We start from the raw sequence: 14,547 nt of genomic DNA, 5'->3' as shown, positions 1-14,547 counted from the left end.
GATGGACGCAAAACTCCCATTGCAGCAAGAAACATCGCCGAAAAAAGCATTCGAACTGTTCCAGTTCCTATACAAATACGGAACAATCCTGACAATCTTTGTCCTAATCGCTATTTTTGCGGCTGCCAATCCTTCGTTCATTAACGGTGATAACTTAATCAATATTTTAAGATCGATTTCCATCGTCACGATCATTGCGATCGGCATTACGATTTCCCTTACCGTAGATGGCTTTGATTTGTCTGTGGGTTCAGTTGCATCGTTATCGAACGCGATTGTCATTTCGATGTTCGTCTGGTTTTCGCAGAACACACTGATTGCGATTTTTTCCGCGCTAGCAGCTGCCCTGATTGTCGGGGCAATCAACTCATTCATGATTGTGAAGCTGAAAATTCCTGATATGCTGATGACGCTGGCGATGATGTTCATCATCCAGGGAACCGCGCTTACCTATACAAAGGGAGCCACTGTTTCTGAAAACATGATCATGCCTGATGGCAGTTTTTCAACAGGAACAATCAGCGCGTTGTTCGCAAAAATCGGCCAGGTACCATGGATTATCTTGATCATGGCCGTAGCGGTCATAATCGTCCACATTTTCCTGACCTATACAAAGCATGGGCGCTATATGTATGTGATTGGCGGTAATAAAGAGGCAGCCAGGCTGTCAGGCATTCCAGTCAACCGCTACAAGACAGCAGCCTACCTTTTATCTGCTTTATTCGCGGCGATTGGCGGGATTGTACTCGCTTCCCGCGTCATGACCTCGGAAATCAGTGCGGGATCTCCTTATCTGATGGATTCGGTAGCCGCGGCATTCATCGGCTTTTCCGTTCTCGGAGCAGGCAAGCCAAATGCGTTCGGAACTTTTGTCGGTGCGGTGTTGATCGGCATCCTCCAAAACGGTCTCGTTATGATGTCAGTCCCTTATTATGCAATGGATATCGTGAAAGGGACCGTGCTGGCATTTGCACTTGGTATCACCTATTACAAGCAAAGGCATTAAGGTGAAGTGAGTCCGATTCAGGTGGAATGACCTTCTGATTTTGCACCCATAAAAGTGTCAAATTAAACAAACAGCTTTGTATTTTTGAAACATAAGATGATGCAAAGTATCAGAAAAAGCAGCTTCCATTGTGGAAATATACAATGATATGCCGGATATAGCAGATGCTGTATCCGGTTTTTTTGCAAAAAAAAGACAAAACCGTTTTGGTTTCATCTTCTCAGTTTGTTCTTTAGTCTTCAAAAAACGGCTTATTCGCATAATAGTACATCCAGCCCATCATGATCCCGCCTCCGATCAGATTGCCGATTGTAACTGGAATGAGGTTGTGAATCACACCGCCAAATGTAACGGATTCAGGCTGGTCAAGCACCAGGCTGATAGCAAAAGTACACAGATTCGCGATGCTGTGCTCATATCCCGAAATGAAAAAGCAGAAGACAAAAAACACCATGGCGAACATCTTTGCTCCGTCTCCCTTCATCGACATCGGCAGAAAGAACGCAAGGCAAACGAGCCAATTACAGAGAATTCCCCTGAAAAACAGTTCCATTGTTGGTGCGAGTGTCTTTTTTTCAGCTACACTTAACAGGAACCCGTGCACCGAAGGATCATCGAATAATCCCGTCGTATAAATCAGGAAGGCGAAGGCGGCTGCGCCAATTATATTGCCGAGATAGCTGTATCCCCACATCCTCACAACCTGAAGCCACGCCATCTTTTTCCTCAGCGCGGCAAACGTATAATAAAATGTGTTTCCCGTGAATAAGTCGCCGCCTCCATATGCGATCAGGATAATCGCGGCACCGAACGTGATCGCGGCGATTGGATAGGCAAACGGTGAATGCTCCAGGTAAAAGAAATTCCCGGTTTTGAACGCGACAATCACACCGAACCCAATGAACATCGAGGCAAGTGCCGCCCTCGCCAAATACCTTGTTTTGCTTTGCTTAAAGATTTTATGCTTTTTTAAGGCCAGTTTTTCGACCTCCTTCAATGCTTGTACTTCCAATTTAAATCACCCGATCTGCATTATGTAATATGAAGTGTATTCTACCACAAACTTTTATTCCTATGTAATTGTTCCCTATGCTGAAGGTCAAAAACCAGGAACAGGTATATTAAAAGAACTTGAAGCAATGTTGAGTGCTTTTGAAAGTATCAAAACGTTTTTTTTCCTGACGGTAATTTAGCTCGAGTTTATTTTGTTGCGAAAAAATGCACTAAGACTAAAATCATAAAAATGATCCAGTCTTAGTGCATTTTTAAAAGGTATCCTTAACATACTGTGGATTTCTCTGCATCGAGCCGTACAGGACAATCCCGCTTATTAAAAGCAGTCCGCTTGTCACAATGAATACAGATGTGAACCCGTAAAATCCCGCGAGAAACCCGCCGAGTACCGGTCCAATAATATTTCCGAAAAAACGGAGACTGGTATTGTAGCCAAGCACCTCGCCCTGCATCGCGACTGGAGCTTCCTGCCTGATATAGGCAACTCTCACGGGGATGATGCCGCCAATGGTGATTCCGAGCAGGAAACGAATGATCACTAGCTGCCAAATGTTATCGACGAATCCTCCTGGCAGATAGACAATTGCTGATAAAAACAGGAGGATGACGAGGATTTTTATATAGCCGACCCGATCAGCGATTTGGCCCCACTTTCGCGCCATCATCAAATTGCCGAGCCCGGCTGCGGAAAAGGCGATTCCGGAGTAAAATGCCAGATTTTCAGGGCCATGCAATTCACCGACATATAACGATAAAATCGGCTGGATGCTGAAATGGGCGACCTGGACGAGCATCGACATCAGCAGGACATTGACCATAATCGGGTTTTTAAGTATATGCTGAAGAACCTCTTGGCGGCTGTAATTGGTCTTCGTCCCCTTCTTGATATCAACCCTGTGTTCCTTGACCATGAATACTAACAGTCCGGACAGGATAATGAAAGCTGCCGTAGATTGGAAGGTGGTTGCATAGCCAGAAGCATCGGCAAGCACTCCGCCAATCATGGGCCCAAGGAGTGAGCCTGTGATGCTGCCTGTCTGCAGAGTCCCTAACACTTTACCTGCATGTTCCTTTGGTGTCTGTGTTGAGATTAGTGCCTGGGAAACAGGGATGAACCCCGAGAATAACCCCATGAACATCCTCAGTAAAAATAATTCCCAGACAGATGAGGCAAATCCTAGCAGGAAGACGGATAATCCCATCCCGAACGCCATGAAAATCAGGATTCTTTTCCTTCCGAATCGATCACCCATCCGCCCGATGACAGGTGAGAAGAGAAATGCAGTCACAAAAGTAATGCTGAACGTCAGACCGGACCAGTTCTGGACATATGTTTCAGAAAAATCACCGAATGTTTCAATGTACAAGGAGAGAAAGGGCATCACCATTGTCATGCTGCCGGCGATGAAGAAACTTGCGAACCACATGATGATCAAGTTGCGTTTCGCCTTTTGCTGCTGGGTCATACCATCAACACTTCTTTCTCAGTACGAATATTTCGCTTTTCTAAATATTATACCAAAATTCAGCTCGATTGAAAACCAATCGAGCAAGCAAGTACACATATAGAAATTTCGTTATGTAAAAAAGACAAAAGTCTTTTTAGTCCATCCACTCGAGCAATTCAATTCTATTACCAAATGGGTCATGGACATAAATACGGTTTGCCCCAGGCAGTTTTTCGTCTTCAATGTATTCAACACCTGAAGAAGCCAGATGCTGTTTCAATCCATCAATATTCTCGACGGCTAAGGCTGGGTGCGCCTTGCGCGCTGGTACAAAAGGTTCCTCAATGCCAATGTGAATCTGGCAGTTTCCATATTGGAACCATGCACCGCCACGTTTCTTCAACTCAGCTGGCTTTTCGATTTCTTCAAAACCTAATATTTCTCCGAAGAATTTCCGTGCATCGTTTTCTGAACCCTTTGGAGCCGCTAGCTGTACGTGATCAATCTCCTTAAATTTAAACGACATATGAATCCCTCCCTTCTTTTATTTTAATGCAGAAGGAAAGATAAGGAAATTACCGATTGTCTATTATTAGAGATAAGTTTTTCTTATCAATTTATACAGGTAATACAAGCCTGCTCTCCTACATATAAATTATTAAAAGTTTCGGCCCGTTTTATATAGTTTTTTAGCTTTTACACTAAAAACGTAACAATCAATGTAAAACAGCCTTAATGAAAAAGAGGGGGAAGCAAGGATGAAAAAGAGATTTTTGGCCATTGTATTGATGACAATCACGGCGCTGATTGTGTCGGCATGCGGAACAAGCAAGTCAAGCGAAACGAGCGGCACAGGTTCGGATGGGCAGAAAAAAGAACTGAGGGTCGTGACTGATGCCGCCTATGCGCCATTTGAATACATGGAAGGGGATAAGATTGTAGGATTCGATATCGACTTCCTGAAAGCAGTCGCAAAAGAAGCAGGCTATGAGTTGAAGATTGAAAACGTCGGATGGGATCCGATTTTCGTTGAAATCAAGAGCAAACGTGCGGACTTAGCGGTATCTTCCATCACAATCAACGATGACCGCAAGCAGACCTATGACTTTTCACTGCCATACTTCCTGTCAACCAATAAAATTTTGGTTCGTGAAGATAGTGATATAAAAAGCGCTGCCGACCTGAAAGGCAAGGTTGTTGCAGTCCAGAATGGAACGACTGGCCAGGAAGCGATGGATAAGCTGCTTGGCAAGAACAGCAAGGATATCAAAAAATTCGATAACAACAATCTGGCGATCATGGAAATGCTGAGTGGCGGAGCAGATGCAGTTGTAGCTGATAACGGAGTTGTTGAAGTTTACGCGAAAAACAATCCAAAGGAACAACTGAAGGTCATTGAAGACAGCGGCAGCTTCGAGGCTGAATTCTACGGTCTCCTGTTCCCGAAAGGAACTGAGCTGAAGGCAGATTTTGATAAAGCGATCAAGAAAGTTTTCGAGAATGGCACTTATGAAAAAATCTATCAGGAATGGTTCGGCCAAAAGCCAAACATGGAAAAGCTGAAGGCAGAACAAGAAGCATCAAAATAAACCTGAAATCAATCAGCCTGCGAAGATGCGTAACTCTTGAACTAGCGTTACGCATCTTTTTTAAGGCTCGGTATATGTTTAATTAAATTTTCCTGGAAGCCGGTGAGAACAGCCTTTTGAAAAAAAGTCTGCTCCAGAGCCTGGGAGCTTTCTAAACTGGAGGGCAAACTATGGATTTCCGTTTTGACATTATAGTTGAGTATTCTCCTTATCTATTAAAAGGTACGTTATTAACGATCGGACTGTCATTGGCCGGGATTGCAATTGGGACAATCCTTGGTTTGTTTATCGGCCTTGGCAAGATGCAGCGCCGGAAACTGCTGGCCTGGCCATTTGACTGGTATATTACTTTTTTCCGGGGAACACCGTTGTTCGTGCAAATTTTATTGATTCACTTTGGAGTCGTGCCGGTGTTCCTCGGGCAAACGAATGGGATTGTCGCGACTATTATCGCCCTGTCGCTGAATGCTGCGGCTTATATCGCTGAAATTTTCCGGGCAGGAATCCAGTCGATCGACCGGGGGCAGATGGAAGCAGCACGATCGCTTGGAATGAGTCACGTCCAATCAATGAGATATGTCATCTTACCGCAGGCATCCAAGCGAATGATCCCGCCGCTTGGCAATGAATTCATCGTCTTGATCAAGGAATCGTCGCTCGCTGCGATCGTGGCCACTCCGGAAATCATGTACTGGGGCCGTTCGATGGCGGGTCAGTACTACCGGGTTTGGGAGCCATACCTTACAGCAGCGGTGATTTATCTTATCCTGACTCTTTCACTTAGCTTTTTATTAAATCTCCTTGAAAGAAGGCTGAAAACAGAATGATTAAAGTCGCTAATCTGCAAAAGTCATTTGGCAGCCACAAGGTGTTGAATGGAATCGATGTTATCGTGCAGCCACAGGAAGTTGTTGTAGTCATCGGTCCATCAGGATCCGGAAAATCAACCTTCCTGCGCTGCATCAATTTGCTCGAAACGATAACGGACGGGCATGTGCTGATCGAAGGCATGGATATTACTGACAAAGGAACGGATATCAACAAAGTGCGCGAGGAAGTCGGGATGGTCTTTCAGCATTTCAACCTGTTCCCGCATAAGACGGTAATCGAAAATATCATGCTGGCGCCTTTAAAAGTTCGTGGCATTGATGAAAATCAGGCGAGGGCAAAAGCCATGGAACTTCTGAAAAAAGTCGGCCTTGAGGATAAGGCCGAAGCCTATCCTGCTTCCCTTTCCGGAGGGCAAAAACAGCGCGTTGCCATCGCGCGGGCACTTGCGATGGAACCAAAAATCATGCTTTTTGACGAACCAACATCAGCCCTCGATCCAGAAATGGTCGGTGAAGTGCTTGAGGTAATCAAGCAGCTGGCTCGTGAAGGAATGACTATGGTCGTCGTCACCCATGAAATGGGCTTTGCCAAGGAAGTAGGGGACCGGGTCATTTTCATGGACAGCGGGCTGATCATCGAGGAAAACCAGCCTAAAGAACTTTTTGAAAACCCACAGCACGAGCGTACTCAAGCCTTTTTAAGCAAGATTCTATAGGAATTTTTAATAAACCTGTTGTTGCAGACAGCCTAATCCAATCAAACGTTTGATTAAGCGGAAACCACCTGTTTGTGTGGTTTCCTTTTTATTTGGTTGAAAATACACGAACCCAAACCGGAAATAAAATTTATCAGCTTGGTCCTCAACCCACACTTCATTGTAAATCCGCCATAAAATTGATCTTAAAATGCATTCAGAAAAAAATTATTAAATTTATCCACTTTATTATTGCTAAAACTAATGTCATTAGTTAATATAAAACTAACGATATTAGTTTTAACGGGAGGCAATAAAAATGAGAGTGATTAAAGACGGGTACTTATATCAATTAACATTTATGCCAAAGTTGTTTCCGGTAAATTGTTACTTTGTTGAGGAAGAAGATGGACTCACTTTGATTGATGCTGCACTGCCAAATAGTGCAAAAGCGATTATCGAGGCGGTTGGACAAATCGGGAAGCCAATCAAGCGAATAGTCCTGACCCACGCGCACGGAGACCATATCGGGGCGCTGGATAAATTAAAGGAGACTTTGAATGTACCTGTTTATATCTCAGCACGTGATTCCCGCCTCCTTGCCGGAGACACATCGCTTGATTCAGCTGAACCACAGACACCAATCCGCGGCGGAATCCCGAAGAAAATCGAGACAAAACCTGATGTTCTCCTTAAAGATGGAGACTCAATCGGTTCCTTGATTGCGTATACAACTCCCGGCCATACACCTGGTTCAATGTCATTCCTTGATAAAAGAACAAACGCGCTGATTGCAGGTGACGCTTTTCAAACAAGGGGCGGGACCGCAGTATCAGGAGTGACAATCCCGTGGTTTCCTTTTCCTGCTATGGCTACATGGGACAAAAAAACAGCGGTACTAAGCGCGAAGAAAATACATGAACTGAAACCAAGCCTGCTGGCAGTAGGGCACGGAGAATTACTTCGTTCTCCAGAATCCCAAATAGAAAAAGCAATCAATAAAGCCGAAACAACTTTTACAAAATAAAGGAGCTTATTAAAAATGTCACCAAGACCAAAAGTAGCACTCGACAAAAACACGATTATCATCGCTGCAGCTGAGCTTGCGAACGACCATGGAATCGATAAAGTGACGCTTGCTTCCGTGGCAAAGAAGCTCAACATAAAATCACCGTCATTGTATAACCACTTTGAAGGTCTTCCAGGGATCAAAAGAGAGCTCGCTATTTATTCATTAAATAAACTGTACGCTTGTTTAGCGGCTGGAGCATCAGGAAAGCAGCCTGGAGGAGAAGCTGTGCTGGCATTAAGTGAAATGTATTTAACCTTTGCGAGAAAGAATCCAGGGTTATACGAGTCTGCATTATCTGCTCCCAATCCTGCTGATGAAGATGTATATCAAGCCGGAAAACAAATTGTGGCTCTGGTCGTATCAGCAATCGCCCCTTTTGGATTAAAGGAAGAGGAGGCCATCCATGCAGTAAGGGGGTTGAGAAGCATTATGCACGGCTTTGCCTCACTGGAACAAAAAGGAGGTTTTGGACTGTCACTTGATTTAGACGAGAGTTATAGGCTGTCAGTCAAAGCGTTTCTTGGTGGATTAAGCAAATAGGTGTCAATATAAAAAAAGACTCGGTGCTGAGTGCTATTTTAAATATTCCTGCCAGTTTTGAAAAGTAGTCACATACATATATATAGATGCTACTTTAGAAAGAACAGGAGGAGCGCTATGGATATATATGTGAGAAGGGGAGATTCCTTTTGGTATTTCAGCAATGTTTTCAATATCCCTCTTCAGCTGATCATAGATTCCAACAGTAATTTGAATCCGAATGCACTGCAAGCGGGGCAGACAGTGAAAGTCCCGGGTTTTGCGGCAGTGGACTATCGAATCCGTGCGGGCGATACACTTTGGGGAATTGCCCAGAGAAGGAATATCCAGGTTGATGCCTTGCTTTTGGCAAACCGGAACATCAATCCAAACGGGTTGTTTATAGGCCAGATGATCAAGATCCCTTTGAGGGTTACTTGGAGAATTGTCCAGGGGAAAAAGAATTATGATTATGATGCCCTTATCAGCGATTTAAGGCGTTTGGAGAATGTCTATCCATTCATGAGGGTGCCGTCAATTGGTAATTCAGTTTTAGGAAAACGGATTCCTGAAACCCTGATCGGAAATGGCAATAAACGTGTCCATTATAATGCCTCTTTCCATGCAAATGAATGGATCACGACTCCAGTAATTATGACTTTCCTGAACGATTACCTGCTTGCACTAACGAATAAGTCTTCGATCCGCGGCTTGTCAATGTTGAATTTTTACGGTCAAACAACCTTGTCAGTCGTGCCGATGGTGAATCCAGATGGGGTGGATCTTGTGCTCAATGGACCGCCTGAAGCTGAGCCATGGAATGAAAGTGTTGTCGAGCTTAATAAAGGAAGCAGAGACTTCACAGGCTGGAAAGCAAACATCAGGGGAGTGGACCTGAACGACCAATTCCCGGCCAAATGGGAGCTGGAAAAGGAACGGAATCCAAGCAGTCCTGGGCCAAGGGATTATGTAGGAGAACGTCCATTATCCGAGCCAGAAGCCATTGCCATGGCAGAACTGACACGCCGGCGCGATTTCTCTCGGGTGCTCGCCTTCCACACTCAAGGGGAAGTGATTTATTGGGGCTTCGACAACCTTGAACCTCCCGAATCAGAAGCCATGGTCAATGAATTCGCCAGGGTAAGCGGCTACCAGCCGGTAAAAACAATTGAGAGCTATGCCGGCTATAAGGACTGGTTCATCCAGGACTGGCGCCGGCCGGGTTTTACGGTCGAGCTGGGCTTTGGAATCAATCCGTTGCCATTGTCGCAATTTGATGAGATTTATGAAGAAGCATTGGGGATTTTCCTTGCAGGACTATATCTATGAAAAAAGCAGATCACCTGTAAAATGGTGGTCTTTTTCTATATTATTATTTGGATTTATCTGGTAAAATAGGAGTGCGAGGAGGCGAACTCAATTGACCTATTCAGGAAAAATGTCCAAGAATATATTGTATGCAATACTTTTCATAAGTGCGTTCATCCTGCCTAACTTAAACTGGTTCATAAAGCTTCCAATTACTTTTGTCGCGCTAATGATTATCTTACATCAACTCCAATTGACGATTACCTCAGATCAGCTTGAATATAAAATTAAGCTTTTTAAATTTACGATTTACTATAAAATTCTGACGCCAGACAAAATAAAAAAAATAAAGTTCGGCCGGATTGGCTGGACGACGAAGAATGCAGTGGTTAAGGTAAAGAGAGGGTTAAATTTCGGAGTTGCCTACTTTTACAGCGAACAGCTAATTCGCGAGCTCGAAGAATTCGCTTTGGCTAACCATATCGAGATTCAAAAAACTAGGGATTATCACCTTTTGGAAAGATACTATTCACATAACTAATAAAAGCATCGGGCAAGAGCCCGATGCTTTTATCATTCTTATTTTTCGAAAATGCTGTTGGAAAGAAGTCGGAACAAGTAGTCGGTATGATCGCGGAAGCCTGCTTCGAGACCAATAAGAGTTACGTCCTTATCTTGTTCTTTCACGATGACTGCCTTGCCCTGTGCAGCAGTATTGTCTTTCCAGTGGCCAGCAACGAAGAAGTCGCTGTTGTCGTCGAATGTCGCGTAAACCTGGTCGTTATCTGTATTTTCATACCATACAGGGCGATACACGAACCCAAGGTCATCCGCACTGTAGCCTGCAGTGACACCTGCTCCAGTGTAATCCACCTTAGCAATACCATTGCTGTTGTAGTCCGCGACAACAACTTTGTCATCTGTAAGACCTAATGTTTTAGTCGCAAGGGATGCACCGGCACCCACTGCGATATATTTACCGCCAGCAGTTAAAAATTTCTCCACATTCGATTTGAAGCTGTTGAACTGGCCTGGATTCTCGAAACCGAATTCCTTATTTCCCGTTCTTGGCTGGGTAGGTGCAATCAAACCTTCCGTTCCGCTGTAGACAAAAACATCGAAACCAGAAAGGCCTTGTTCGGCAACTTCAACTGGAGTGACTTCTGTAACGTTGAAGCCAAGACGCTTAAGTGCCAACTTTGTACCTGAATGTGATTGAGCCTTATTCATGCCGCCGTCCTTCAGTATTGCGACCTTCAGATTGGATACCTCTACTGCATCTGCAGGAACCTTTGCGGATTCAATGTGCAGACCAGATTGTTTAACTGCTGCTGAAATCGTATTTGCGGCTGCTTCAGTGTAAAAATTGCCTTCAGCATCCCGTTTTACAGGTACCCCTTGCTGTAAAAGTGTGTTCACTAGGTTCACGGCTTTAACAGAACTGTTTGGAATTATGAATGGACCTTTACCACCCACAGACCCCTGCTCCTGAATTTGATTCACTTTCGCTGCAGTCACATCGAATTCATCTTCTACGGCGATGGCTTCAAAGCCCCAAAGTTCAGGAAGGCTCCATGCGGAAATATCGTACATTGCATCTACATCTTCAGTGATATCCTCGCCATCCCAAAGCATAGTATTGGCCAGGCCTGCTTTTGCTTGATCCAATTTTACAATATACGTACCTTTAGGATAAGATTTTCCATCTGCAGTAAACGCTTTGGATGCCTGAACTACTTCAATGTCATTTTTCTGAAGATGGGCTACAGCTTTTTGCGTCACAGTTGGGTCCTCAGAATCGACCGGCAGCACATAGGCTGTAGGGAAGAATCCTTCATCATGGAACGGGTGGTCGAAGTTGATCCCGCGCTTGAACATTTCGATTTGGTCTTTGATCATTTCTTGTTTGTTATCCGTTGCATATTGCAGTGCGCCCATGATTGCGTCATACATCCAGCGTACGCCATCAAGGTCATTCGTTGGTGCCTCAAGCGTGTGGCCGTATGCTCCATGGTACATCGCGTACATTGGAGTGAAAATTGGCGGGTAATCATCCCAGCCCTCTGCGTCATCACGCTGAGGAATATAGCTTCCTACCATTGATTGATAGAGGGTGCCAGTATATTTTTCTTTGTTGGACATGATTTGGGCTTCCATTGCTTCCGCCTGGTTCATTGCCCATTTTTCATAAAGATCGTATTCGTAATTAGGATTGTGCGGAACTGTACAAGGCTCAAGAAGACCCTGCTTGTTCGGCGCGTAATTTTTTACATAACCATGAGTATCAAGGAAGACCATAGGATTCCATTCCTTAATCAATGCAACTGTTTCCTGTGTTTCCGGCTGTGATTGCGTGATGAAGTCACGGTTTAAGTCGATTCCTTCTCCGTTGAAGCGAGTGGCATCGATACGGCCATCAGGATTTTGAACAACGTTGAATATCAAAATGTTATTCTCGAGAATTTCCTTCGTTGTATCATCATTCTCAAGTGCGAAACGTTCAATCAGCTGCATAACTGCGTCACTGCCGACAAACTCTGTGCCGTGGATTGAACCGTTGATCATCACGGGTACCTTGAAGTCAGGATTACTTTCAATCCAATCCTGTGCTTTTCCAGGATTCTTGAACATTTGCTTTCGTAGAGACTGAACCTTGCCAAATTTACCTTGAGTATCGGGTGCTGCGATTGTCACGACGTAGAGAGGCTGGCCAGTTGAGGATTTTCCTTTTACTTCAACTTTCACACGATTCGATTGCTTTTCGATTTCTGCAAGCTTTACGCCAATTTCCGAGAATTTCATAAAGTCATAGTTTTCGCTGTTGAATAAGCTGCCGTCCTGATCTTCATTCACATTAACATTAGTCCATTTAAAAGACTCCGCAAGCGTTGGAGTCCAGGGAGAAGCAGCCAGCAAACTTGCTGCCACCACACCCGAGATGATTTTTCTATGCTTCATATATGTATTCCTCCATATTATTGATTGTATATTTATACATAATAATAATTAATTATTATTTCGACAATCGTACAAAATGCCTAAAAGTTGAGCTGGAGTTTGGAAGCCGCACTAATCAATGGTTTCTAGGATATTGGGAAAATAAATGGAAGAAGGAATATAGGAAGATAGTCACTTAGCATGACAAAATGAAAAAACAGGGCTCTCGGCCCTGTTTATTGTGGCTGTGCTGTTCGATTGCGGCGATTTCGTTTCCATTGCCTTGCTTTATACTGGCGTTCAAGAGCAGCAACAGGTTTTGCTACAAGCGCATTCTTGAAGACAACCGGGGTTTGTTTTACCGAAAAAACGACCGTATTGACAGCTTTTTTCTTCTTTTCAAAGTCTGTCATCAGCTTCTGCTGTTTAAATGTAAGTAGATCTGTTTCTTCTTTGATGGCATCCGTTTTAGCCTGGACGCGTGTTGCCGTTTCCTGAAGGCTTTCGATGGTTGGCTTGGATTCTTTAAAAGTTTTAAAAGCAACAAATCCAAGGTAAGCAAGGGAAGCCACAATGACAGCGATACTAATATAGACAATGATCATGATTTTAAGCCTCCTTCATTTTACTCCTTGAATAGTATTTACCCACAAAAGCATGAATCTAACAGGGGAAAGACATATCACATGATGAGATATATTGGAAATGGTATAATGAACCGGAAATCCATTGTGATCGGAGACTTGATTTTGAGTATATTTGTCGTATTCCTAAAAGACAAGAGGACGAGTGAGCTTAATGCGAGCCTTTTAACAAGGCATATAGAGCATCTCAGGCATTTAAACCAGGAAGGAAAACTGATGGTGGGTGGCCCGTTTAAAAACAACGAAGAGGCCATGATCATCCTAAATTGTGGAGACATCGATGAGGCAATCAGTATTGCAGAAAGCGATCCATTCATAAAAGAGAAATACTTTAATACATACGAAATCAATGAATTAATCGTCGTAAACGAAGAGAATAACTGGTTAATGGACAGCCCCCAAACCAATGGAAATCTAATTCACTAATTGCCCCAATAAAGAAGGACTTCCACGTTAAATGGAAGTCCTTTTCTTCAAGGTTATTAGAACCTATTATTTTGTTTCAGCATCAACTGTTACTTCTTCAGTCACTTCTTCAGAAGCAGTTTCATCAGCAACAACCTCTTCACCGGCTTCTTCATCAGAAACTTCAACAGCAGCAAGTACAGCAGAGATCAAAGCTGCAACTTCCTTTGCAATTTCACTTGCATGAACACTTGCTTTAGCATCAGCTTTATTAGCAGCAGATGGAGATACTACAGCTTCTTCTTTTACATCTTCTTCAACCGATACTTCATCAGTAGTTTCCTCAGAAGCAGTTTCATCAGCAACAACCTCTTCAGTTAAAGCAGCTTGTACAGCAGAGATTAATGCAGCAACTTCCTTAGCAATTGCACTTGCATTTACACTAGCTTTAGCATCAGCTTTGTTAGCAGCAGAAGGTGATACAACTGTTTCTTCATTTACATCTTCTTCAACTGATACTTCATCAGTAGTAGTTTCTTCAGTAGCTACTTCTTCAGCAGCTTCCTCTTCAGTCACTACTTCTTCAGTAGCTTCTTCTTCAGTCACTACCTCTTCAGTAGCTTCTTCTTCAGTTACTTCTACAGACAAAGCAACAGCTGAGTTTTCGTTAGCTTTCTCTTTAGCAGTTGCGCTTGCGTTGAAAGCTTTAGACTTCATTTTGTTAGCAATAGAAGGAGATACTTTCGTTTCTTCTTCAGTCACTTCTTCTTCAGTTACTTCTTCTTCAGTCACTTCTTCTTCAGTCACTTCTTCTTCAGTTACTTCTTCTTCAGTTACTTCTACAGACAAAGCAACAGCAGAGTTTTCGTTAGCTTTCTCTTTAGCAGTTGCGCTTGCGTTGAAAGCTTTAGACTTCATTTTGTTAGCAATAGAAGGAGATACTTCCGTTTCTTCTTCAGTCACTTCTTCTTCAGTCACTTCTTCTTCAGTCACTTCTTCTTCAGTCACTTCTTCTTCAGTCACTTCTTCTTCAGTCACTTCTTCTTCAGTCACTTCTTCTTCAGTCACTTCTTCTTCAGT

The 14,547-nt window shown here is 43.6% G+C and carries 14 protein-coding genes and 1 pseudogene; 9 read left to right on the top strand and 6 right to left on the bottom strand.

Annotated elements, in window-relative coordinates; genetic code table 11:
* Position 1: 1 nt before the first annotated feature.
* Positions 2-1,006, top strand: coding sequence for an ABC transporter permease (locus tag M3204_RS20570; protein ID WP_251487110.1), 1,005 nt, complete (start codon positions 2-4; stop codon positions 1,004-1,006).
* Positions 1,007-1,238: 232 nt separating this feature from the next.
* On the opposite strand, the gene M3204_RS20565 is transcribed toward M3204_RS20570, so the two are convergent.
* The 3 genes from M3204_RS20565 to M3204_RS20555 all read right to left on the bottom strand — a co-directional run bounded on the left by M3204_RS20565 (position 1,239) and on the right by M3204_RS20555 (position 3,994).
* Positions 1,239-2,018, bottom strand: a complete 780-nt coding sequence (locus tag M3204_RS20565) for a formate/nitrite transporter family protein (protein WP_251487107.1) — start codon at positions 2,016-2,018, stop codon at positions 1,239-1,241.
* A 253-nt stretch (positions 2,019-2,271) separates the two neighbouring features.
* Positions 2,272-3,486: an MFS transporter gene (locus M3204_RS20560; RefSeq protein ID WP_251487104.1), complete on the bottom strand. Its 1,215-nt coding sequence runs from the start codon at positions 3,484-3,486 to the stop codon at positions 2,272-2,274.
* 136 nt (positions 3,487-3,622) lie between these two features.
* Complete coding sequence (locus M3204_RS20555) at positions 3,623-3,994, bottom strand: VOC family protein (protein WP_251487102.1); 372 nt, start codon at positions 3,992-3,994, stop codon at positions 3,623-3,625.
* A gap of 232 nt (positions 3,995-4,226) precedes the next feature.
* On the opposite strand from M3204_RS20555, the gene M3204_RS20550 reads away from it, so the two are divergent.
* From M3204_RS20550 to M3204_RS20520, 7 genes are all read left to right on the top strand, one after another.
* Positions 4,227-5,057, top strand: a complete 831-nt coding sequence (locus M3204_RS20550) for a basic amino acid ABC transporter substrate-binding protein (RefSeq protein ID WP_251487098.1) — start codon at positions 4,227-4,229, stop codon at positions 5,055-5,057.
* A 170-nt stretch (positions 5,058-5,227) separates the two neighbouring features.
* On the top strand, positions 5,228-5,884 hold the full coding sequence (locus M3204_RS20545) for an amino acid ABC transporter permease (RefSeq protein WP_251487095.1): 657 nt from the start codon (positions 5,228-5,230) through the stop codon (positions 5,882-5,884).
* Positions 5,881-6,603: an amino acid ABC transporter ATP-binding protein gene (locus tag M3204_RS20540; RefSeq protein WP_251487092.1), complete on the top strand. Its 723-nt coding sequence runs from the start codon at positions 5,881-5,883 to the stop codon at positions 6,601-6,603. The genes M3204_RS20545 and M3204_RS20540 overlap by 4 nt, the downstream gene beginning before the upstream one ends.
* A gap of 298 nt (positions 6,604-6,901) precedes the next feature.
* On the top strand, positions 6,902-7,609 hold the full coding sequence (locus M3204_RS20535) for an MBL fold metallo-hydrolase (protein ID WP_251487089.1): 708 nt from the start codon (positions 6,902-6,904) through the stop codon (positions 7,607-7,609).
* 15 nt (positions 7,610-7,624) lie between these two features.
* Positions 7,625-8,194 (top strand): TetR/AcrR family transcriptional regulator, encoded by a 570-nt coding sequence (locus M3204_RS20530; RefSeq protein ID WP_251487086.1) that lies wholly within the window; start codon positions 7,625-7,627, stop codon positions 8,192-8,194.
* A gap of 117 nt (positions 8,195-8,311) precedes the next feature.
* A complete protein-coding gene (locus M3204_RS20525) occupies positions 8,312-9,502 on the top strand; it encodes a M14 family metallopeptidase (RefSeq protein WP_251487083.1) in 1,191 nt (396 codons plus the stop codon).
* A gap of 91 nt (positions 9,503-9,593) precedes the next feature.
* Positions 9,594-10,022, top strand: a complete 429-nt coding sequence (locus M3204_RS20520; RefSeq protein ID WP_251487080.1) for a hypothetical protein — start codon at positions 9,594-9,596, stop codon at positions 10,020-10,022.
* Between the two features lie 38 nt (positions 10,023-10,060).
* On the opposite strand, the gene M3204_RS20515 is transcribed toward M3204_RS20520, so the two are convergent.
* Both M3204_RS20515 and M3204_RS20510 read right to left on the bottom strand, forming a co-directional pair.
* Positions 10,061-12,439: a M14 family zinc carboxypeptidase gene (locus M3204_RS20515; RefSeq protein WP_251487076.1), complete on the bottom strand. Its 2,379-nt coding sequence runs from the start codon at positions 12,437-12,439 to the stop codon at positions 10,061-10,063.
* A 215-nt stretch (positions 12,440-12,654) separates the two neighbouring features.
* Positions 12,655-13,023 carry a DUF948 domain-containing protein gene (locus M3204_RS20510; RefSeq protein ID WP_251487073.1) on the bottom strand — a complete coding sequence of 123 codons (369 nt, stop codon included), beginning with the start codon at positions 13,021-13,023 and terminating at the stop codon, positions 12,655-12,657.
* An 81-nt stretch (positions 13,024-13,104) separates the two neighbouring features.
* On the opposite strand from M3204_RS20510, the gene M3204_RS20505 reads away from it, so the two are divergent.
* Entirely contained in the window at positions 13,105-13,488 is a 384-nt protein-coding gene (locus M3204_RS20505) for a YciI family protein (RefSeq protein WP_251487068.1), read from the top strand.
* 66 nt (positions 13,489-13,554) lie between these two features.
* On the opposite strand, the pseudogene M3204_RS20500 reads toward M3204_RS20505, so the two are convergent.
* A pseudogene (locus tag M3204_RS20500) lies at positions 13,555-14,547 on the bottom strand (hypothetical protein); the annotation flags it as partial.

This window comes from Mesobacillus subterraneus, from assembly GCF_023715485.1.
GTDB classification, from domain to species: Bacteria; Bacillota; Bacilli; order Bacillales; family Cytobacillaceae; genus Mesobacillus; species Mesobacillus subterraneus_B.
Note: the sequence above shows the minus strand (reverse complement) of the source record. Positions and strands in the feature narration are given on the sequence as shown.